Here is a 20699-nt window from a genome sequence, read left to right as displayed (position 1 = left end):
ATGCCAGGGACTGTGCGAAAACGCCGGCACCACATCGAGACGGACAGGACAATATCATGAAAAAGATCGGCTTCCTCTCCTTCGGCCACTGGACGCCCTCGACGCAATCGCAGACGCGAAGTGCCGCCGATACGCTGCTGCAGTCGATCGACCTTGCCGTCGCGGCGGAAGCGCTGGGCGCCGACGGCGCCTATTTCCGCGTGCACCATTTCGCCCGCCAGCTGGCATCGCCCTTTCCCCTCCTGGCCGCCGTCGGTGCGCGCACCAGCCGGATCGAGATCGGCACGGCGGTCATCGACATGCGCTACGAAAATCCGCTCTACATGGCCGAGGATGCGGGTGCTGCCGACATCATCTCCGGCGGCCGCCTGCAGCTCGGCATCAGCCGCGGTTCGCCGGAACAGGTGATCGACGGATGGCGGCACTTCGGCTACGCGCCGGCAGACGGCGAAACGAGCGGCGACATGGCCCGGCGCCACGCCGAGGTCTTCTATGACGTGCTGCGCGGCGAAGGCTTTGCCGAGCCGAACCCGAACCCGATGTTTCCGAACCCGCCCGGCCTCCTGCGCCTGGAACCACACGCGCCGGGCCTTCGCGACCGGATCTGGTGGGGCGCAAGCTCCAACGCAACGGCGATTTGGGCCGCGAAACTGGGCATGAACCTGCAGAGCTCGACGCTGAAGGACGACGAGACCGGCGAGCCCTTCCATGTGCAGCAGGCCGACCAGATCCGCGCCTACCGCGCCGCCTTCAAGGCTGCGGGCCACGCCCGCACGCCGCGCGTCTCCGTCAGCCGCAGCATCTTCGCCCTCACCAACGATCTCGATCGCGCCTATTTCGGCCGCTCGGGCGAGGCCCGCGACAAGATCGGCTTCATCGACGCCGACACCCGCGCCATCTTCGGTCGCGGCTACGCCGCCGAGCCCGACGTCCTGATCGATCAGCTGCGCACCGACGAAGCCATCGCCGAAGCCGACACGCTCCTCCTCACGGTCCCCAACCAGCTCGGCGTCGACTACAACACCCACGTCATCGAAACCATCCTGACCCAGATCGCACCGGCGCTCGGCTGGCGGTAGAACTAGAAACGAGACGCAGAAAAGCGACGGTTGCAGTCAGCGGGCGGCGGGCGTTGGCAGGCGTTCTCTGCCAGCCCCTCTCCTCACCGCTCCGCCAGCATCGCCACGAGCACGTCCGATTGCGAGACGATGCCGACGAGGCGGTTCTGGGGGTCGGTGACGGGGAGATGGTGGAGGCCGCCTTCGGCAAAGAGGAGGATGGCTTCGGAGAGGGAATCGTCGGGCGATACCGTTCGCACGGGGCTGGTCATGATGTCCTTCACGGTGCCGTTCGGCGCCGTCGAGCCGGAGACGGCCAATTGGTAGCGGCGGCGGAAGCCGATGGTCGGGCGGCCGCGTGTCCAGTCGGCGCGATCGAGAATATCGGTCTGGGTCAGGATGCCGATGACGCGGGCATTGTCGTCGGTCACCGGCAGGGCCTTGATATGGTGGGCCCGCAGGAGCGCATGCGCCTCCGACAGCGAGGCATCCGGCGCGATGGCGATCACGTCGCGCGACATGATCTGCCCGCACGGCGTCTGCCCGGACTGGCGCTGGAGCGCGCGCAGCTCCGTGCGCTTGAGGATGGTCGCAAGCTCGTCGCGCTGGATGTCGAGAACCCGGTCGTAATCCTTCAGAACGGCATCGAGATCCTCGGCGGCAAAGCCGATGCGGGTCGCCGGCGACGGGTCCTTCGTCTGGTGCGAACCGAGCGCGGGAGCTGCGATATGCGGATAGCGGCGGCCGGTCAGGTTGTTGAAGAGCAGCGCCGCGGCCAGGAGCAACAGCGAGTTTCCGAGCACCGGCCACAGCAGAAAACCATAGCCGAGCGCATGGATCGACGGGCCTCCGAGAACGGCGGTCAGCGCGATCGCCCCGCTCGGCGGATGCAGGCAGCGCAGGCTCATCATCGCGCCGATGGCGATCGCGCCCGCCAGGGCGGCGCCGAGCATCGGATCGGGCACGAACGTCACCACCGTGACCCCGACGAAGGCCGCCACCAGATTGCCGCCGATCAACGACCAGGGCTGGGCAAGCGGGCTGGACGGAACGGCGAACAGAAGGACGGCCGAAGCCCCCATCGGCGCGACCAGTGCCGGCGAGAGGGGGAAGGTCGCGATCAGGACGGCACCGAGGAGGCCGGTGACCAGCAGGCCGAACAGCGCGCCCGCTGCCGAGCGAAGCCGCTCCTTCGGGCTGACGGGCGACGCCGGCCAGGGCATGAAGCGGGCGGCACGCGAAAATGGGGTCGATGGCATGCAGTCGTCTCCCGCAGGGTCGGTATGCGTCAGCGGCGAACCGCCTCGAAATTGCGAGCGCCTTACCCCTCGCCCTGTCCATCCAAATCCCGTTCGGCAATATCCCGTTCGGCAATATCCCGTTTGCCGAGATCGTGCCCGCCCTGATCATGGCTATCAGAGTCATGGTTGCGCGCCGCGATATCCGGCGGGGTCCAGCCGCGCTCGGTCCGGTCGTGCAGCGCGCTGCGGTCGCCCATCATGGCCTGTTCCAGGATCTCCGAGATCTCGCGGGCGCGGGCGATATACGCCTTGTTTTCGAACACGGGCACATCGTGCTTCCAGAGCGGCGCGAGCTGGCGCAGACCCCAATTGTCCTGCCGGACGAACACGGCCTTGCTCTTTTCCACGTCGAAAGGATGCATGCCGAGGCTCTGCAGCGCATATCCCGCAGCCCGGACGGAGCTGTCGAAAACCTCGCGCACGATGTCGTCGGCGCCCGCCTCGTAAAGCTGGTAGACATGGTTGCGATCATAGGCGCGCGCGATGATGTGGATCGCCGGGTTTTCATGCCGGGCATGGCGGACGATGCTCGTGGCCCGTTCGATATCATCGATGGCGACGACCAGCAGGCGCGCCTTGCGCAATCCGGCGGAGTGCAGCAGATCCGGACGACCGGCATCGCCGAAGAAGGAGCGCACGCCGAATTTGCGCAGCCCGTCGATGACATCCGAGCGGCTGTCGAGCACGATCGTCTTGTAGCCGTTGGCGAGCAGCATGCGGTTGATGATCTGCCCGAAGCGGCCGAGACCGGCGATGATGACGGAGGCCTCCTCCCCGATCTCGTCGGCCTCGTCCACCTGCCCCCGGTCGAGGCGCGGCACGATCACCTTGTCGAACAGGATGAAGAGCGCCGGCGTCAGGAGCATGGAAAAGGCGATCACGAGCATGATGATGGCGGCAAGCTCGGACGGCAGAACGGCATTCTGCACCGTGAAAGAGACGAGAACGAAGCCGAACTCGCCGGCCTGCGCCAGTCCCAGCGCCAAAAGCCAACGGTCGGAGCCGCGCAATTTGTAGAGATGCCCGATCAGCCACAGCACCGCGGCCTTGACGGTGATGACGCCGACCGTGAGCAGGAGAACGAGGCCGAGATTGGCCGTGAGCAGCGAGAAATCGATGCCGGCGCCGACCGTGATGAAGAACAGGCCGAGCAGGAGGCCCTTGAACGGTTCGATATCGCTTTCGAGCTCGTGGCGGAATTCGCTGTTGGCCAGAACCACGCCGGCCAGAAACGTACCGAGCGCCGGGGACAGGCCGACCATGCTCATCAGCAAGGCGGTGGAAACGACGAGCAGCAGGGCGGCGGCCGTAAACATCTCGCGCAGCCGGGACGCCGCGATCAGCCGGAAAACGGGGCGCGAGAGAAAATGCCCGGCCACCACGACGAAGGCGACGGCAAGAAGGGTCACCAGCGCCACCTGCCAGCCCGGAAGGTCCGAGACGAGCGTCGCCGCTGTGCTCGCGCCATGAGCGGCGTGATCCCCACCCTGCAGCGCCGGAAGGGCGAGAAGCGGCAGGACGGCCAGCATGGGAATGACCGCGATATCCTGGAAGAGCAGCACGGAAAAGCTCGATCGCCCGCCTTGCGACTTCAAGAGACCCTTTTCGCTTAGCGTCTGCAGCACGATGGCGGTGGAGGAAAGCGACAGGATGAGCCCGATCGCGACCGCGGTCTGCCACGGCAAGCCGGCGGCAAGACCGATGCCCGCGACCACCGCGGCCGAGCCCACGACCTGCAGGCCGCCGAGACCGAGCAGCCGGGCCCGCATGTCCCAGAGCGCCTGCGGCTGAAGCTCCAGCCCGACCAGGAACAGCATCATCACGACGCCGAACTCGGCGAAATGCTGGAGATCCTGCGTTTCGTTGCCGACCAGATGAAAGACCGGGCCGATGACGATGCCGGCGATGAGATAGCCGAGCACCGAACCGAGACCGAGGCGGGCGGCGATGATGACGGAGGTGATCGCGGCCGCGAGGTAGACGAAGGCCTGGAACATGAAGCCGCTCATCCGGATATCCTCGCGCTGCTGGGGCCGACAGGCGGCACAGGTCTGGTGGGCCTCGGCTCTCCCGGTGCCACGATCAGCGACAGGGCGTCGTCGTCGAGGAGCTCGACCTTCGAGACCGCCTCCAGATCCAGCGTCTCGTCGCGCAGCGCGGCCAGCAGCCGGAGATAGGCGGCGATATGGGTCTCCGCCCGCCCGTCGGCGGCCGAATCATGCGCGGAAAACAGCACCGCCGGCGGAAGAAAGCGCATGCCGCAGAGCAAGGCGGTCTGTTCCAGCGGCGACAGCAGCGTGCGCAGCCGGAAATGATTGGAGCCTTCCTCGCGATAGGCATCCCGCGCACCGCCGGTGGTGACGACCGGCAGGAACAGCTTGCCCGCAAGCTTGGAGCCGCTCTGCCCGTAGGCAAAGCCGTATTCCAGCACGAGATCCTGCCACTCCTTGAGAAGGGCCGGCACGGAATACCAGTAGATGGGAAACTGGAAGAGGATGACGTCGTGGGCGACCAGCCGTGCCTGCTCCGCATCGATATCGATGTTGAAGCGGGGATATTCGGCATAAAGATCGACAAAGGTCACCCCGTCGAGCTGCGCTGCCTCTCGCGCCATGCGCACATTGAGGCGCGAATGCCGCTGGCCGGGATGGGCAAACAGAATAAGGACGCGGGCCATGATCTCTTTCTCGGGCAGTCTTCTTTTGGAGCCGTTTGCTCCGGGAGAGACGAGCCGGCTGGAAGAAGCGACGCGACGGAGGCAAGAATCGGCCAGAACGGGGCATGGCCATCGCAATGGCCACCGCGACAATCGGGGTTGCGGGAAGATCTTGTCAAGCGGCAAGACGAATGCGATGGTAAAGCCGAGCGTTACGCTCCCGATGTGCACATCTCATTGCCGGCCGGCACCCTTGCGGGCGCCGTCAGTTGCCGGAGAGAATGAGATTTGGCACTTTTCTTCGCTCTTTTTTCGAGCCAACCCCTTTTCATGACGGACGTGTGGTGAGATAAGGAGCGCCGAAGTCACCATACCACCGCCCCAGCGGGCGACAGAGATCAAGGTTCGAGATGCAGGTTCTGGTTCGAGACAACAATGTTGAGCAGGCACTGCGCGTGCTCAAGAAGAAGCTTCAGCGCGAAGGCGTCTTCCGCGAAATGCGCATGCGCGAAGCCTATGAAAAGCCGTCCGTGAAGCGTGCTCGCCAGAAGGCTGAAGCTGTTTCCCGCCAGCGCAAGAACGCCCGCAAGCAGATGCAGCGCGAAGGCCTCCTGCCCGGCCCGAAGAAAAAAGTTGCGACCCGCTAAGATCTGACGGGCGCCCGTCGGACGGTATCCGACACGGCGCGGCTGGTCTTCGAAAACACCCCGGAACGACGGTCACCGTCGCGCCGGGGTTTTCTGTGTTTATCGGAGAGTCCCAGCGACTTGTTTCAGTCGCATCGTGCAACGTCGATGCGATCCGGCTTTCAGCTCGACAGTCCCTCGTTTCGTCATGTGCAGCAGCATTTCCAACGTCGGCAACGGCGCGATCCTCCCCGATGCGGGCCGTCGAAGCATATATTTACAAAATCTAAATTTATGACATCGTCTTGAAGAGAAGGCACCCGTAGAGGGACGTATCGATCCGATCTTTGAAAGATTGAGGCTCATGTCAAAGCTATCGCGATTGTTGCCCGGAGATCCAGCTCCAGAGCTGAGACTATCCCGTGGGCTTGTCGAGGATGTGCTCCAGCCGGTCGTCTCCGACCAGCTGAGGCTGGTCGTTCTCTGGAACGGCGGTTGCCCCGGCTGCCTTCCTTTTATTCGCGATCTTGCGGAGATCAGCGCCAGCCATGGCGTTCCGTGCTATGGGGTGGCCGTCATGGTGATCCACGTGGACAGGACGGCGGTGAAAGCCAAATCCATCCCGTCCAAGGCGGTGCTCGCTCTTGAGGAGCCGACACCGGAAGCCTCTGTCCTGTCTCGGGGCTGGGTAACGCGCCATTGGCTTGAGGCGAGCGGACAGGACGGCGTGCCGGCCGGTTTCATCGTCGATCGGACGAACCGGATTGCCTGGATGGGACCTGCAACCCATATCGAGCCGATCCTAAAGCGCATCTTGCGGGGTGAGTGGAACATTGATGCCGCGCGCACCGAATGGCAAGCAAAGGTCAGCGACGACAGCGTCCGCCTGCTACAATACAGACGGGATATTCTGGAGGCGACGATAACGGGCGATGTCGCAACGGCGTCCTCGCTGGTCAAACAGGCGGAGACGGAACTTCCATCCGCTCTGGGGGACGCGGAGTTCAACATCCTGAAGCTGCAGACGATTGTCGATGGTCCGGACCCGGACGACCATGCAACACGATTTTACATCGAGGCATCCGATCGGTTCCCAACCGATGTCGATGCACAAATGCGGTTGGCCGCCGTCATCGTCCGTGACATGCCTTTAAACATGGAAGCCCTGAAGGCGATCCTGGATCGCCTCCAGCGCGTGGAGCGACAGTGGCGGAGCAGCACCGAAGCCGACCGCCCGTTCCTCATATTTCAAGTGAGACTGCACCTGACCATTGCCGAAGCCGCCCAACGCATAGGCGAGACGGCCGAATGCGAACGGCAGATCGAGCGCGCCTCCCTGCTGGGACATGACACGCGTCTTGATGACGCCCATCGGAATGTTGCCGCCGACGAAAGCGCGAGGATCAGGCGCTTGAGGCACGAGGCGCGTATCGCCAGCCGAAGCGGAATGGCGCCGGCTGATGATCCCTCAGAAACAGAGGGTGAGAACAGAGCCGGCATCAGCTGTCGAACAGGGTCTTGTACTGTCGTGGCTGGCAACGGAGATATTGCGGCGCCGCTTTGACGGTCGCGCCGAGATGGGCGGCGGCGTGCCAGGGCCAGCGGGGGTCGTAGAGAATGGTGCGGGCAAGCGCGATCATGTCGGCATCGCCGGTTCCGATGATGGATTCGGCCTGTTCGAACTCGGTGATCAGCCCCACGGCGACGACCGGGATCGAGACGGCCTGCTTCACGTCGCGGGCAAGCGGCACCTGATAGCTAGGGCCGACGGGGATGGCCTGCGCATCGCTGAGGCCGCCGCTCGACACGTGGATCGCAGCGCAACCGCGCTTTTCGAGCGCCTGCGCGAAAGCGACTGTCTGGGCGCTGTCCCAGCCACCCTCGACCCAGTCCGTCCCCGAAACGCGCATGGTCACCGGTCGCTCAGCGGGAAACGCCTCCCGCACCGCCTCGAACACCTCGAGCGGAAAGCGCATGCGGTTTTCGAGCGATCCGCCATAGGCGTCGGTGCGCGTATTGGAGAGCGGCGAGAGAAACTGGTGCAGGAGATAGCCGTGGGCTCCATGGATCTGCACCGCATCGATGCCGAGACGCGCGGCCCTGCGGGCGGCGTCCGCGAAGGCGTTTCTGATGCGCTCAAGGCCTTCGGCATCCAGGGCTTCCGGCGCGTCATAGGACGGCTTGAAAGGGGTCGCGGACGGCGCCACGGTCTTCCAGCCCTGTGCATGATGGGGGGCGAGTTGCGCGCCGCCCAACCAGGGCAGATCGGTGGAGGCCTTGCGCCCGGCATGACCGAGCTGGATGGCGATCGGCATGTCCGACCAGCGGCGGATGCCCTTGAGCACGCGGTCCATGGCGGCTTCGCAGGCATCGTTCCAAAGCCCGACATCGCCGAAGCTGATCCGGCCCTCGGGCGTGACCGCCGTCGCCTCGATGGTCAGGAGCCCTGCACCCGACTGGGCAAGCATGCCGAGATGCGTCAGGTGCCAGTCGGACATCTCGCCATTCTCGGCGGAATACTGGCACATCGGCGCGATGACGATGCGGTTCTGCAACGTCAGGCCGCCGACCTCGATGGGCGAGAAGAGTTTGGGGGACGTCATGTCGATCTCCTGAATGCCTCAGCGCGGCCCGGGAACGGCCGCGCGGCACGGCACATATAGGGCGGCACCCCGCCTGTTGCATGCCGATGCGGGCAAACGGGTTGGTCCCGGAATGTCGTCGCCTGCTTCCGCTTGCGAAACGCGATCGGGCGGGCGACAACATCACCGAAAACCGCGCCGCTTGCCTCAGAGGGAAGCGGGAGCGGACATGACAAGCCAAGACAGAAGGGAGTGCGCATGTTCGACCACGTTTCCATCGGCGTCCGGGATATCGATCGGTCCCGCATCTTTTACGATGCCGCCCTCACCCCGCTCGGCTATGGACGGCTCACCAGCGGCGCGAAGATGCTCGGCTATGGCGACGAACAGGTCGGTCTCTGGGTGACGCAGGCCGAGCATCCGGTTCGCCCGGATCTGCGCTCCGGGCTTCACTTCTGCTTCAAGGCCTTCAGCGAGGAGGCGGTCGATGCGTTCCACGCCGCCGCGGTCGCCCATGGCGGAGAAGACAATGGCGCCCCCGGCCTGCGACCGGAATATGCCACCTTCTACTATGCCGCCTTTATCATCGATCCCGACGGCTACCGGCTGGAAGCCTTCTTCCACAAGCCGGATCTCTAGCGCTCGGCCAGCGGGCGTTCCGGGTGATCGATCAGACGGAGATCTGGTCGGCCACATCCCGGTCCGAGGATCGCTCGCTTTCCGAAAGCCCTTGCGCGACACCGAGGCGATCGGCTTCATTGCGGTTCTGGCTCATCTTGCGCTTGCCTTCGAGATGCGTGATCGGCATGCGCAGTCCGACTATCCCACGTAGCTGCGAGGCAATGAATTCCGCCGGCGCATCCCCGACGGCCCAGGGCAACGCCCTCGGCGCTTCATGCAGATCCGTCAGCCGCGTGACCACCTCCAGCAGGCGCTCCGGATCCTCGAAGAATTCCACGGGACCGCGCGCCTGCACCGTCACATAGTTCCAGGTCGGAACGACCTTTCCCGTCTCCCGCTTCGTCGCGTACCAGGCCGGCGTCACATAGGCATCCGCCCCCATGAAGAGCGCCAGACCATCGCCGAGCGGCGGGGTCCGCCATTGCGGATTGGCCCGGGCAAAATGCCCGTAGAGAACACCGTGCTCGCCCTCGGCCTCGTCCAGAAAGAGCGGCAGCGGCGTCGCGAACGGCCCGTCTGCCGTGGCCGTGACGACCGTCGCCAATCGCGCCGCCCGCACCGTCGCCAGCAGGGCGGTACGATCCTCGATGCGGAATGCGGGCGGCGTATACATGGCGGATATCCTCGTTGGGCGCGGGATGTTATCGCACAACCGGCGTCGAACACCAGCCGCCTGCGGGCCAGGCCCGCTGGCTCTCAGGCGACTTTCACGACCAGCTTGCCGAAGTTCCGGCCTTCCAGCAGGCCTCTGAAAGCTTCGGGTGCTGCTTCCAGCCCCTCCACGACGTCCTCCCGGTAGCGCAGCCGTCCGTCCGCGATCCAGCCGGCGGCCTCTTTCAGGAAGGCGTCTCGCTGGTCGCTGAACTCGAGCTGGATGAAGCCGCGGATCTGCAGGCTGCGGGTCAGCACCTGCCGCATGAAGCCCGGCAGCCGGTCCGGGCCCGCATTGGCCTCACCCTCCTGGTTGTAGTGGGCGATCAGGCCGCAAACCGGCACCCGCGCATAGGTGTTCAGCAGCGGAAACACGGCCTCGAAGACATGACCGCCGACATTTTCGAAATAGACGTCGATGCCGTCGGGGCATGCGGCCTTCAACTGCTCGGCGAAATCGGGTGCCCGGTGATCGAGCGCCACGTCGAAGCCGAGCTCGTCGCGCAGGAAGGCACATTTTTCAGGCCCACCGGCAATGCCGACGGCGCGCGCGCCCTTGATCCGGGCGATCTGCCCGACGACGGAGCCGACCGCGCCGCTGGCCGCCGCCACGACCACCGTCTCGCCCGGCTTCGGCTGGCCGATCGTCAGCAATCCGGCATAGGCGGTAAAGCCCGGCATGCCGAGAACGCCGAGCGCCGTGGAGACAGGCGCAGCCTTCGGATCGAGCTTTCGCAGGCCCCGGCCATCGGAGATCGCATAGGCCTGCCAGCCGGAATGCGAGAGCACGATGTCGCCGGGCTTGAAATCGGGATGGTGCGAGGTGACCACCTCCGCCACCGTGCCGCCCTCCATCACATCGCCGATCTCGACCGGCTTGGCATAGGACTTTGCCGTGCTCATCCGGCCGCGCATATAGGGGTCGAGCGAGAGATAGAGGATCTTCAGGAGCACCTCGCCTTGAGCTGGCTCGGGAACCGGCACCGGCTCGATGTGAAAATCCTCGACGACCGGCGCGCCCTGCGGCCGGCGGGCAAGCGTGATCCGCGTGTTCTGGAGGTCTGTCATACCGTCTTCCTTGCTGTCTTCGTCTTCAGGCATCTCACGTCTGAGATAGGCACGGAAACCACAGCGGCAAATTTTCAGTCCGCATCGGGCGTGGCTCAACGACAGAGAAGAGCGAGACGGCGATGAACAAACCGCGCCCGGCTGAGTTCGCATCGTGACCACTGGACGTTCAAGAAAAGGCCATCCCCATGAACGATATCCCCGCCTTCAACCGGCGCGGCCTGCTGAAACTCGGCGGTGTCGGCGTAACCGGCATGCTGCTGTCACCCTCCGTACAGGCAGAGGCGCAAGGGGGTCCTTTGCCGCCGCCGTCGCCGGTCGACACGGGCGCCGTCAAGGACGGCAAGGTCACCTTTCAGGAATGGCGCGGCCCATCGGAGGCACCGAGCGGCAACCCGAAGGCGCCTCTGCCGCCGGAAGACCGGGTCGGCTTCGCCGTCGTGGCGCTCGGGCGGCTCAGCCTCGAGGAGATCCTGCCGGCCTTCGGTGAAACGAAAAATGCAAGGCTGGTCGCCCTCGTTTCCGGCTCGCCCGAAAAGATGAAGACGGTTGCAGCGCGATACGGCATCAAGCCGGAGGCCTGCTACGATTATGAAGGGTTCGACGCGATCAAGGACAATCCGGCGATCAAGGCCGTCTATGTCGTGACCCCGAACGGGCTGCATCGCGACTTCGTTGAGCGGGCGGCAAAGGCTGGAAAGCATGTTCTCTGCGAAAAGCCGATGTCGGTGAATTCGACCGAAGCCCGGGCCATGCTCGACGCCTGCAACGTCGCCGGCGTCAAGCTGATGATCGCCTATCGCATCCAGTACGAGGCCTTCAACCTGCATCTCGCCGAGAAGGTGCGCACGAAAGCCTATGGACGGCTGGTCGGCATGTCGGCCATCAATGTCCAGACCGTCGCGGAAAACGGCGCCGAGCAATGGCGCCACAAGAAGGCGCTCGCCGGCGGCGGGGCGCTGCCGGATATCGGGCTCTATTGCCTCAACACCGCGCGCTTCCTGACCGGCGAGGAACCGGTGGAGATCATGGCGACCCAGTACAGCCCGGCCGGCGATCCCCGCTTTGCCGAGGTCGAGGAAACCGTGTCCTTCACGCTGCGCTTCCCGTCCCACACCATCGTCAATTGCTTGACGAGCTACGGTGCCCGCGACGACAAGCATCAGCGCCTGAACTTCGAGCGGGCCAGCGTCGATATGCCCAATGCCTACAAGTATAAGGGTCAGAGCCTGACGGTGATCGAACGCGAGGGCGACCAGACCGTGCAGAAGACGATCGACCTTTCGGCCAACAACCAGTTCGCCGCCGAGATCGACCATCTCGCCGACTGCATCCTGCATGACAGAAAACCACGCACGCCGGGCGAGGAAGGCGTGCAGGATCACGTGCTGATGGAGGCGATCTACCGCTCGGCCGCAACCGGCGCACCCGTCCGTCTCGACCCCGTCCAAGGCCTCGACGCCTTCCGAGGTCCTCCCGCAAAGGTTGATCTCTAGGCCAGGCACTGGGCCAGCCACTTGGCCAGCCACTGGGCCAAACAAAAGTGCGCGCCAGGCGGCGGGCCTCTACATCCGCCCTCTCGAGCGGTGCAACCTGCGACGGCCCGGAAACCTTAACCCCCGCCTGCGCGTTAACAGGGCAGACATCCACAAGGCGCGTGCAGGAAGCAAGGCATGAACGAGCAGCAGAAAACGTCCTTCGACGCCAGCCTCCTCAAGATCGTCATCGTCACCGGTGCAGCCCTTCTCACGGTCTCCTTTCCGGTGCTCCTGCTCGTCTGACGATCCGCCTGCTTAGGGACGAACGGGCGGGAGGCCAGCCGGGAGCGCAACGGGCAATCCCCCATTCGATGACGTCTCAGGAGAGACTGTGGATACCGGCACCGTTTGCGAACGACGTCTCCTCCACGTCTGCGGACGCAACGGCCTGTGCGCGTGCGAGGTCGGCCGTGATATCGTCGCTTCGCCTTGGGAAACTCGTCACGAAGGCGCCCTCCGCGTCGATGATCCAGATCTTCGATCCGCCGATGATTTCCGCCCTGAAGGGCCGCCTCAAACTCACGCCGAACTCCTTCGGTTTTCAGGAATACATTGCGCACGTTGTGGTGTCGCTGCCCCGCGCTGTCCTTAAAAAGCAAACTCTGTCGAACGGCTGTCCAAGGTTGAAGCCTGGCGACGAACGCGCACGGGTGGTTGCGGTCCTGTCCGACGTTACAATGTTGGACAGACCCATGCGGTTCCGTGCGGCAAGACAGGGTTCCGATATCGAGACCTGTCCCGGAACAATGCATCGACCTTTACGGCCTTCACGATATTTTAGCGATCCTGGTTTTAGACTTCGCTCCGATGAGATTGGAGGACCTCCTCCGATCAGCGGAGAGGCATCGCGTGAAAAACCTTACGATTTCCCGGCTGCTCGTTCTGTTCGGGCTCGTCGTCACCCTGGGCCTGGTCATGTCGATCGGCATCCAGACGCAGGCCCTCGGCACCTTGAAGGTGGGAGGGCCGGTCTATGACGAGATCGCCAATGGCAAGGATCTGATCGCGGATATCCTGCCGCCGCCCCTCTACGTCATCGAAGCCTATATGCTGGTCAACGAGGCGGTCGTGCATCCCGGGCGCCTGCGGGAAAACGACGAGAAGATGAAGGCGCTTCGCGCCTCGTTCGAGGAGCGGCGCGTCTTCTGGAAGACGGCGCAGCTCGACGAGGGCTTGCGCGGCAAGCTCGCAACCGAGGTGATCGCGTCCGGAGACGCGTTCTGGACCGCCGTCTCCGACTATCAGGTTCAGGCCGGCGCGAGCGATGCGGCAGCGCTCGATCGCGTTCAACAGGCCTTCTATGTGCACGACGCCAGCGTCCGGGCCCTTGCGGCGCTCGCGACATCGACCCTCGAAAGCTCCGTCGCCAAGGCGAACGGGGAAAGCCGGAAATACACGGTGATCGCAGCCGGTGGCAGCCTGCTTTCGGTCGTTCTCTTCCTCGGGGGCCTGTGGCTCCTGCGTCATCGCGCCATCGTGCCCCTCGTGAAGATCGGGCGCTACATGAACGTTCTCGCACGCGGCGACTATTCGCAGGACGTGCCGCTGGCCGCACGACATGACGAAATCGGTTCGATGATCGAGAGCGTCTCAATCTTCCGCAACGCGGCGATCGAACGCCAGCAGATGCGCCTTGCGGCCGAGCAGGAGCGGTCCCTGTCGGATGCGGAACGCGCCGACCAGCAACGCCGCCGCGAACGCGAAGCGGAAGAGCTCAAGGTCGTCGTCGAGGCGCTGGGTGCGGGACTGGCCCGCCTCGCCGATTGCAATATTCGCGAAACGCTCGACGAGCCCTTCGCAGATCGGTTCGACAGCCTGCGCTGCGATTTCAACAACTCGATCGCCACCTTCCAGGAAACGCTGGAGCAGGTGCTCGGAAAGACCAACGAACTGTCCGGCAGCGCCGCCGAGATGCATGAAGCCGCCGACCAGCTCTGCAAGCGCACCGAGCAGCAGGCGGCCGCTCTCGAACAGACCTCCACCGCGCTGGAACAGGTCGCCGCGACGGTCAGGTCCTCGGCCGAACGGGCGACCGAGACGCGCGACCTCGTGCGCGCGGCAAACGACTGTGCCACCCTCTCGGGAACGGTCGTCGGCGACGCCGTCAACGCCATGCGCCGCATCGAGGCGTCCTCGACCCAGATCGGGCAGATCATCCATGTCATCGACGAGATCGCCTTCCAGACCAACCTCCTGGCCCTGAATGCCGGCGTGGAAGCGGCCCGCGCGGGAGAGGCCGGCAAGGGCTTTGCGGTCGTGGCGCAGGAGGTGCGGGAACTTGCCCAACGCTCCGCCAAGGCCGCCAAGGACATCACCGCGCTCGTCAAGACATCGAGCGCCGACGTCTCCGACGGCGTTCGCCTCGTGGATCAGACCGGAAAAGCCTTGGATCAGATCACGCTCTATGTCGCCGATATCGACGACAAGGTCGATGCCATGACCACGGCCTCGCGCGAACAATCCGTCGGCCTCCAGGAAATCAGCACCGCGGTCAATGCGATCGACCAGATGACGCAGGCGAACGCGGCGATGGTGGAGGAAACGACGGCGATAAGCGCCAACCTGTCCGAAGACGCCTCGGTGCTCACCGACCTCGTCGGCGGCTTCAAACTGAACCGTCGAAAATCCGTCCGCCAGCCGGGCGCAGCCGTCGGGCGGCAGAGGGCCGCCTGATCGCGGCGGCACATTCGACAGAACCACGAACACCGAATGAAACGGCGCACGACCGTGCGGATCCTGTAGAGATTGAAGGTCGGCTTCGGGAAAGCCAAAGACTAAGCTGGTCGGAGTGGCAGGATTTGAACCTGCGACCCCCACGTCCCGAACGTGGTGCGCTACCAGGCTGCGCTACACTCCGTTACCAGCGGCGCTTCTATAGAACAGGGGGGTTCATTCCACAAGCGGCAAATCACAGGTTCGGCAGAGTTTTTGACAGGAAGATGGCGCCGTGCGGAATGGGATGGCGGCAGGTAGAGATTTTCGGCAACGCTTGGAATTTATTGCGTATCGGCAGGTTGCGACCGATTTTCATTCGAGGCGATTGGCGCTAGAGGCGTGGGAGAACGGGCGGGACGCCTCGATGCCGGCATGGGGCTGGCGGCAGGCGGCAGAGCGTCCGGTTTCAGGATCTTTCGAAGGGGACGATATATGACCTTGCGGGTTTTCGCCGCTGCCGGCCTTGCGCTGGCGCTTGCCGGATGCACCACCATTGCGCCACAGCAGCAGAATGCGGTCGAGGCCCGCTGGGCCGGACAGCCGGCCGGCGTCTTCTTCGCGCAGTTCGGCCCGCCGACCGCCGACGTGCAGAGCGGCGGCAACACGCTCTATTCCTGGAAGGGCGGCTACCGCAACCGCAAGGTTCCCGCGACCTATGCCAAGAAGCCGGACGGCTCGCGCGGCAAGCAGACATCTCCCGCCCGCACCGACTATCTCAGCTGCTCGGTGCAGCTCACCGTATCCTCGGACTACGTCATCCGCTCCGTGCGCCTCGTCGGCGACCGCCGCCAGCCGGGTGGCCCGAGCTGGTGCGAGGAAGTACTGGCCGGCGCCAAGGCGTCCTGAGCCGAGACCGTCCCATCCTATGACGACACGACACCGGGGCGCTTCCGCGCTCCGGTGTTTTTCGTTGCGGGTACGGGACTGCGCCGGATCGGCTCAGGCTTTCGCCCGTCCCCGGCGCCCGTCCAGCACCACCAGCAGAACCACGCCCGCCAGGCCGACCAAGCCGCCGAGGATCGACGTGAAGCCGTAATCGCCGATCCGCGTTCCCGCTGCAAAGACCACGGCACTGATGCCGGCACTCAGGAACATGTTGACCGCGATCAGCGAGCTTCCGAGGCCGGGGCGGTCGGCAATCAGGTCCTGGAGGTACGTGATCGGCAGGCTGATGATGGCGGCGGCGGCTATGCCGCTGAGGAGCGTCTGTGCGTAGATGTGCCAGGTCTGCGTCGCCATGCCCTGCAGCGCGAGATAGACGGCATAGAGCGTGCCGCCGATGACCAGCGAGCGCAGCGATGTGATCCGCCGCTCGGCCGCGCTCCAGAACAGGATGAAGACGATTTCGAGCAGCGCGACCACGCCGACGACGATGCCGATATCGCGGACCGTGCCGCCGACCTTGCCGATGATGATCAGCGAGCGCACCGCATCGTTGACGAACAGCATGGAGCAGATGAGCGCGATCGCAAGTATCCGCAGCGCGACGCGCGGCGATGCGACTTCGGCGAGCGACGAGAGGATGCGGTAGCGCGCGGCATCGTCGCGGTTGTCGAGGGGAAGCGGCCGCGGGAGATAGAAGGCCGCGAGGATGAAGCAGACGCCGGCGGCGAGCGCCGCGATCAGATAGGCCGGCAGCATGGATTGCGAGCCCGCCAGCGCGATGCCGACGAGGCCGGGCACCAGCACCCAGGACAGCGAGATCGTGGCCCGCATCGTCGCGTTGACCGCAACGAGCTGCGATTGCGCCAGCCCGCCGGACGCCGCGCGCACATTGGCGAAGATGAGCGAGTTCAGCGCTCCGAAGACGGGCAGCAGAACGAGCTTAGCGATGACGAAGGCGGTGATCGTCGCGGAGAGATAGACCAGCCCGAACCCGGTAATGCCGAACAGCGCGACATAGAGGATGGAGGTCCTGTAATCGCCGAGCCGATCGGCGAAGATGCCCATCAGCACGCTCGCGGTGACGCTGACGGCGGCGGCCGCAAACATCAGGCTGGCATAGCCGCTATCGCTCAGGCCCAGTTCGCGGATGCCGATGATCGACTGATAGGGCTGCGTCGCAGCACCCGAGAAACCGAAGAAGAAGATGGCAAGCGCGCTGACGCGCAGCGATGGATCCCGCAGGGCGGTCGCGATCGATAGGCTCATGGAGACACCAGGGCGCGGATCGGCCCAGTTGGAGAGACGGCGGATCGCCGGATGTGAGGATACGGCCGACACGAGAGTTTTTACCGCTTTGTCCGACGCCGAAGCGACCCCGCTTCGGCTGGGAATGATGTAGACGCCGACACCCCGAGTGCAACGGTGCGAAGCGCGCCGCTGCCTGTTTTTCAGCCATGACGTCGTGCAAGATACGCTTATATCCAGCGGGCAGAGGATTGCGGCTCCGGCACATAGTCGAAATCCCGGTCGAAGGGAAATGACGGGCGCTGGCGCCGGGCATTGGTCAGGCGCTCGATATCCTGGTTGATGACGCCGTCCGTCAGCGCCATGAGGTTCGGCCGTGCGATCGGCGCAAGCCCGGGCGAGAGGTATCCGGACTTGACGACGAGCAGCCGCACGCCGTCGGGATCGATGCCATGGCGCGTGAAGTCGGCGATGTTGTGGTAGGGCCGCCGGCGCGCCGCGAGAATGACCGTGATGCCACCGACGGTGACCACCGCCTGCCGCTCCTGCGGACCGGCGGGATCATCGAGACGGACCACGATCGCGGAGACGTCCGCCGAGGGGCTTGCGGGATCGAGCGCCCCGCCGATCGTCAGCGACAGGGTCGCGCCCTCGCCGGCCGCAAAGCAGGCCTCCACGGCCGGCGGATCGGTGATGCCCCCGATGACGGCACCCTGAAAATCGCGCGCGACGAGAGCGTTGAGCACGTCGGCCCGGTCGCCGACGCCCCCGCCCGTCGGATTGTCGCCGGAATCGGCAAGAATGACCGGCCGCGTTTCCGTCCGCTCGGCAATATCAAGCATGTCTGCGAGCGCTCCGGTGACGGGGCCGAAACGGAAGGCCTCGCGGGCGTTCCAGTAGGACATCGCGATCTCCGCCGCGGCAGCCTCTGCCGCTGCCTTGTCCGTTCCCGTGACGACGGCGCAGGCGGTGCCGCGCGGCTCGTCCGCCCAGACATAGCCGACCAGGAGGTTGGCGTCCCAGATCCCGGGAACCGCATCGTGGCGTGACAGCGCGTCGTAGAGGCTCCTTGCCGGCTCGTCCTCGGTGGAGGTGCGTTCGCCCGGCAGCAGCACCGGCACCGGCGCCCAGGCGACGCCGGGTTTGGCGCTCGTCTGCAGCGTCTGCACCAGCATGGACCAGGCCCGCACCATGGTGTCGCGCACGTCGATATGCGGCGCGGTGCGATAGGCAGCGAAGATATCGAGCTGGTCGATGATGCGCTGCGTCACGTTGCCGTGCAGGTCGTAGCTGGCGGCAACGGGGATGTCGGGACCGACCACGCTGCGCGCCGCCGAGATCCAGTCGCCCTCCGCATCGTCCATGCCTTCGACGTTCATCGCGCCATGCATGGCGAGGTAGAGGCCGTCGAGCGGCAGCGCCGCTTTCAGGAGATCGAGAAATTCGGCCTTGAAGCCCTCATAGGTCGCCCGCGCGAGCGGCCCGCCGGGCACGGCACGGGCGTGAAGCAGCGGCTGAATATCGGCATCGTCCAGAAACGAGAAGGAATCGGCCGACAGCAGGTCGGAACCGCGCAGCACGCGGAAATCCTCCGGCCGCATCAGGACCGGGGACGAGGTGCTGCATTCGGTATGGATGCCGCCGACGGCGATACGGAAGGTCATGATGTCTGGCCCTTGATCGGGTTTCGGGTTGAGCGGGAGAGAAAGACGAAAGAGGACGAGGCCCCCTTCCGCCCTGCCCCTAGAGTTTCGGGCTCAACGGCGCCAGCGCGGCAAACCGCTGCCAGTCCTTGCGCTCCCGCGGTGTCCACGCCGCCTCGGCGATCGCGGCGAGCCTCGGGAAGACGAGGTGGTTGAAATAGTCGCGGTTGAGGAAATGCTCCGACCAGATGCACGCCTGCACGCCGCGCATGCGGGCCTGCAGCGCTTCGGGGAAATCGCCGACCGCCTCGTACGTATAGGTATGCTGCGGCGGCACGGTGCCGGCCCAGCTCGCGCCCGGCTCCTGAAAGGCCTCGTCCTGCACCATATCGAGATAGTAGGCCTGCCCTGGCGTCATCACGACATCATAGCCTTGACGTGCCAGCTCCACGCCGACCTCGGGCTTCTGCCACGCCATCAGCAGCGTCCCCGCGGGATCGACACCGCCGCCATGGGACACCTCGTCCCAGCCGGCGAGCCTGCGGCCGCGCTCGGACAGCATCTGCTGGATGCGCTTCATGAAATAGCTCTGCAGCCCGAACGTGCCCTCGACGCCCTCGTCCGCCATCAGCTTGCGCGCCAGCGGCGACGCCATCCAGGTGTTCGACGCGACTTCGTCGCCGCCGATATGGAGAAGCTTCGAGGGGAACAGCGTCACCATCTCGTCGAACACCTTGCCGAGAAACACGTAGGTCTCCTCGACCGCAGGGTTCAGCGCATTGTTGGGAAAACCCTGGACCGAGCGATAGCTGTCGGGCGCTTCCTGCCCGTCGGCAAGCTCCGGCAGGGCGACCAGCGTCGCCGTGCTGTGGCCGGGAATATCGATCTCCGGCACGACCTCGACCTGCAGCGCCAGCGCATGCGCGACGATCGCCTTCACATCGTCCTGGGAATAGAAGCCGCCGACCGGCTCCGCCCCGTTGCCGAGCTGCGGCAGCATCGGCTCGTCCGGTCCGCGCAGCACGCCCAGCGTCGTCAGCGTCGGATAGGCCTTGATCTCCAGCCGCCAAGCCTCGTCGTCGGAGAGGTGCCAGTGGAACACGTTCATGCGGTACCAGGCGAGGATATCGATCAACCGGATGACATCGGCAACCGGATAGAACTGACGCGACACATCGAGATGACAACCGCGCCAGACATAGCGCGGCGCGTCCGCGATCTCGCCGGAGGCGGGAAACCGGAACACGGCCTTTTCCGTACGGGCGCCATGCAGCATCTGCGCGAGCGCGGTCAGACCATATTGCCGCCCGGCCGCGCCGCCGTAAGCGAGCATGACCCGATCGGCGAAATCCAGCCGATAGGCTTCGGCACCGAGGTCGTCCGCCTGTCGAAAGTCGAGCGCGCGCCCTTCATGCACCGGCGCAAGCGACAATGGCACATGCCCGACGCTGAAAAGCCGCCGGTAAAGCGCGATGACGGTGCTCACCGCCTTCAGGTCCTCGCCGCCCGTGCCCTCGGCGGGATAGAGCGCCACGGGCACGGCATCCCCGGCCGTCAGGCTGGCGGCCTTCGGCCAGGGCAGCAGATAGAAGGGTTCCGTCACCCGGCCCTTCGGCAGCAGGTCCGGGGCAGGCTCCGCCGGGCGCCCGTCGAGAAGCAGGTCGTCCACATCGACCGGGACATGGCGGCCGTCAGGAAGCGTCAGATAGGCCGATTTCGCGCCGTCCGTCCGGTGTTTGGCCGGACGCCAGAGACCCGACACGGTGAAACGCCAGCTGCCGCCCGGCGCGAGCACCAGGCCCTCAGGCGGGGCGAACTGGTGGAAATTGGCATTGCGCAGGAGGAAGGTGGCATTGTCGCAGGCCGGATCGTCCATCACGCGCGTCAGCGACGTATAGGCCAGCTTGAAGCCGGAAATCGGCGCGTCCGACAGGTTGAACAGCGTGAAGACGAAGCCGCCGCACGCGTCTCCATCGATCGGGTGCCAGCTGTTCTCGAGCCGGAAATCCTGTGCGTTTGCCATGGTGGTTTCCCTTCTGGACGGTCGTGA

General features: G+C 65.1%; 17 protein-coding genes and 1 tRNA gene. 7 read left to right on the top strand and 11 right to left on the bottom strand.

The window, feature by feature from the left end; translation table 11 throughout:
• Positions 1-56 precede the first annotated feature (56 nt).
• Positions 57-1079, top strand: a complete 1023-nt coding sequence (locus C8J36_RS00210; protein WP_132531290.1) for an LLM class flavin-dependent oxidoreductase — start codon at positions 57-59, stop codon at positions 1077-1079.
• 83 nt (positions 1080-1162) lie between these two features.
• Here the strand turns inward: C8J36_RS00210 and C8J36_RS00205 are convergent, their stop codons facing one another.
• The 3 genes from C8J36_RS00205 to C8J36_RS00195 all read right to left on the bottom strand — a co-directional run bounded on the left by C8J36_RS00205 (position 1163) and on the right by C8J36_RS00195 (position 5036).
• Positions 1163-2317: an HPP family protein gene (locus C8J36_RS00205; protein WP_132531287.1), complete on the bottom strand. Its 1155-nt coding sequence runs from the start codon at positions 2315-2317 to the stop codon at positions 1163-1165.
• A gap of 62 nt (positions 2318-2379) precedes the next feature.
• Positions 2380-4368, bottom strand: a complete 1989-nt coding sequence (locus C8J36_RS00200; RefSeq protein ID WP_132531284.1) for a monovalent cation:proton antiporter-2 (CPA2) family protein — start codon at positions 4366-4368, stop codon at positions 2380-2382.
• Positions 4365-5036 carry an NAD(P)H-dependent oxidoreductase gene (locus C8J36_RS00195; protein WP_132531281.1) on the bottom strand — a complete coding sequence of 224 codons (672 nt, stop codon included), beginning with the start codon at positions 5034-5036 and terminating at the stop codon, positions 4365-4367. The genes C8J36_RS00200 and C8J36_RS00195 overlap by 4 nt, the downstream gene beginning before the upstream one ends.
• A 389-nt stretch (positions 5037-5425) precedes the next feature.
• Here C8J36_RS00195 and rpsU point away from each other — a divergent pair, with 389 nt between their 5' ends.
• Positions 5426-5662 (top strand): 30S ribosomal protein S21, encoded by a 237-nt coding sequence (rpsU, locus tag C8J36_RS00190; RefSeq protein ID WP_062476898.1) that lies wholly within the window; start codon positions 5426-5428, stop codon positions 5660-5662.
• 343 nt (positions 5663-6005) lie between these two features.
• Positions 6006-7205, top strand: a complete 1200-nt coding sequence (locus C8J36_RS00185; RefSeq protein ID WP_132531278.1) for a hypothetical protein — start codon at positions 6006-6008, stop codon at positions 7203-7205.
• Here C8J36_RS00185 and C8J36_RS00180 read toward each other — a convergent pair.
• Complete coding sequence (locus C8J36_RS00180; protein WP_132531275.1) at positions 7141-8244, bottom strand: NADH:flavin oxidoreductase/NADH oxidase; 1104 nt, start codon at positions 8242-8244, stop codon at positions 7141-7143. The genes C8J36_RS00185 and C8J36_RS00180 overlap by 65 nt on opposite strands.
• A gap of 237 nt (positions 8245-8481) precedes the next feature.
• Between C8J36_RS00180 and C8J36_RS00175 the strand changes: the two genes are divergently transcribed.
• Positions 8482-8862 (top strand): VOC family protein, encoded by a 381-nt coding sequence (locus C8J36_RS00175; RefSeq protein WP_132531272.1) that lies wholly within the window; start codon positions 8482-8484, stop codon positions 8860-8862.
• Positions 8863-8893: 31 nt separating this feature from the next.
• Here C8J36_RS00175 and C8J36_RS00170 read toward each other — a convergent pair whose 3' ends face one another.
• Entirely contained in the window at positions 8894-9517 is a 624-nt protein-coding gene (locus C8J36_RS00170) for an FMN-binding negative transcriptional regulator (RefSeq protein WP_132531269.1), read from the bottom strand.
• An 83-nt stretch (positions 9518-9600) separates the two neighbouring features.
• Entirely contained in the window at positions 9601-10623 is a 1023-nt protein-coding gene (locus C8J36_RS00165; protein WP_132531266.1) for an NADP-dependent oxidoreductase, read from the bottom strand.
• A gap of 188 nt (positions 10624-10811) precedes the next feature.
• Between C8J36_RS00165 and C8J36_RS00160 the strand changes: the two genes are divergently transcribed.
• Positions 10812-12119: a Gfo/Idh/MocA family oxidoreductase gene (locus tag C8J36_RS00160; protein WP_132531263.1), complete on the top strand. Its 1308-nt coding sequence runs from the start codon at positions 10812-10814 to the stop codon at positions 12117-12119.
• A gap of 361 nt (positions 12120-12480) precedes the next feature.
• Here C8J36_RS00160 and C8J36_RS00155 read toward each other — a convergent pair whose 3' ends face one another.
• Complete coding sequence (locus tag C8J36_RS00155; RefSeq protein WP_132531260.1) at positions 12481-12684, bottom strand: hypothetical protein; 204 nt, start codon at positions 12682-12684, stop codon at positions 12481-12483.
• A 326-nt stretch (positions 12685-13010) separates the two neighbouring features.
• Here C8J36_RS00155 and C8J36_RS00150 point away from each other — a divergent pair, with 326 nt between their 5' ends.
• Positions 13011-14834 carry a methyl-accepting chemotaxis protein gene (locus C8J36_RS00150; protein ID WP_245506409.1) on the top strand — a complete coding sequence of 608 codons (1824 nt, stop codon included), beginning with the start codon at positions 13011-13013 and terminating at the stop codon, positions 14832-14834.
• A gap of 107 nt (positions 14835-14941) precedes the next feature.
• On the opposite strand, the gene C8J36_RS00145 is transcribed toward C8J36_RS00150, so the two are convergent.
• Positions 14942-15018 (bottom strand) — tRNA-Pro (locus tag C8J36_RS00145).
• 290 nt (positions 15019-15308) lie between these two features.
• Here C8J36_RS00145 and C8J36_RS00140 point away from each other — a divergent pair.
• Entirely contained in the window at positions 15309-15722 is a 414-nt protein-coding gene (locus C8J36_RS00140) for a hypothetical protein (protein ID WP_132531254.1), read from the top strand.
• 93 nt (positions 15723-15815) lie between these two features.
• Here the strand turns inward: C8J36_RS00140 and C8J36_RS00135 are convergent, their stop codons facing one another.
• The 3 genes from C8J36_RS00135 to C8J36_RS00125 all read right to left on the bottom strand — a co-directional run bounded on the left by C8J36_RS00135 (position 15816) and on the right by C8J36_RS00125 (position 20672).
• On the bottom strand, positions 15816-17027 hold the full coding sequence (locus C8J36_RS00135) for an MFS transporter (RefSeq protein ID WP_132531251.1): 1212 nt from the start codon (positions 17025-17027) through the stop codon (positions 15816-15818).
• 209 nt (positions 17028-17236) lie between these two features.
• Entirely contained in the window at positions 17237-18670 is a 1434-nt protein-coding gene (locus C8J36_RS00130; RefSeq protein ID WP_132531248.1) for a M81 family metallopeptidase, read from the bottom strand.
• A 79-nt stretch (positions 18671-18749) separates the two neighbouring features.
• A complete protein-coding gene (locus tag C8J36_RS00125) occupies positions 18750-20672 on the bottom strand; it encodes a family 20 glycosylhydrolase (protein ID WP_132531245.1) in 1923 nt (640 codons plus the stop codon).
• Between the last annotated feature and the right edge of the window lie 27 nt (positions 20673-20699).

This window comes from Rhizobium sp. PP-F2F-G48 (assembly GCF_004342335.1).
In the GTDB taxonomy this organism is placed as follows: Bacteria; Pseudomonadota; Alphaproteobacteria; order Rhizobiales; family Rhizobiaceae; genus Ferranicluibacter.
This window is presented reverse-complemented; position numbering and strand designations above follow the sequence as displayed.